Annotated in this window: 1 protein-coding gene; it reads left to right on the top strand. The window is 46.4% G+C overall.

Annotated features, from left to right (window positions below; all coding sequences use genetic code 11):
• A partial coding sequence (locus ET33_RS35460) for an IS110 family transposase (protein ID WP_036693878.1) occupies positions 1 to 659 on the top strand: 659 nt, incomplete at its 5' end.
• Between the last annotated feature and the right edge of the window lie 254 nt (positions 660 to 913).

The raw sequence follows: 913 nt of genomic DNA, 5'->3' as shown, positions 1-913 counted from the left end.
CTTTGTTTCCACTTCCATCTGACATTCGCGACCTATCTCCAACCTTTATCGTCTCTCAATGGAAAAAGAAGCTCAAACGAACGAGCCTGAGCGCCGCTAAAGCCTTAATCGAATCAGCCAAGTGCTCTACAGGGCTCCCTGGATGCTCCATGTCTTCCAAGGTCTGCATTCATCTGCTATTAACTCAGCTGGATTTCTTTCAGCAGCAGTTAGCTGAACTGGAAGAGAAACTGGGAGCCCAGATTCAATTGATTCCAACTACTCCTTCACTTCGTACGTTTAAAGGGATCAGCGATATGACGCTGGCTACCTTATATAGCGAAGCCGGTGATCTTAGACAATTCCAACACGGATCGCAGCTTCTTCGGTTGGCCGGTTTACATCTATCTGAGAATAGCTCAGGGCTTCGTAAAGGAGAAGTAACCATTACCAAACGTGGTAGACCCGGTCTCCGTCGCATCTTATTTTTAACCGTTTTGCATCTAGTCGCTGTCAATCCAGAATTTAAGGCACTTCACGAACACAATAAGCATGTAAAGAAAATGAAGGGAATGCAGTCTTTGATGAAGCTTTGCGGAAAACTCGCTCGCATCCTAGTTGCCCTAGCAAAGGATAACCAAACCTATCTACCGGAAAAAGTAAAGACCCTAGCCGCATAAGTAATCCTTGAAACAACGTAACATTCATCGTCATTTGGCTCATTCGCAGGATTCTACAAAGAAAGCGTGGCGTACCGACTACGTTTCCGCCTAAAGGGCACAGACCCGTTTTCAAAGAGTTGTCGGCCTCCATCCCTTGGGTAGGTGTAACGAAGGAATGTAAGGGGATAAACCCGTTGAGACATGGGAGGGCGAACCCCCAGGGATAGATGGAGTATGCGCAGGGAAATGGTATTATGTGGTATTTAATCTGG

Origin of the sequence: Paenibacillus tyrphae, from assembly GCF_000722545.1 — a bacterium.
Classification (GTDB): Bacteria; Bacillota; Bacilli; order Paenibacillales; family NBRC-103111; genus Paenibacillus_G; species Paenibacillus_G tyrfis.
This window is presented reverse-complemented; position numbering and strand designations above follow the sequence as displayed.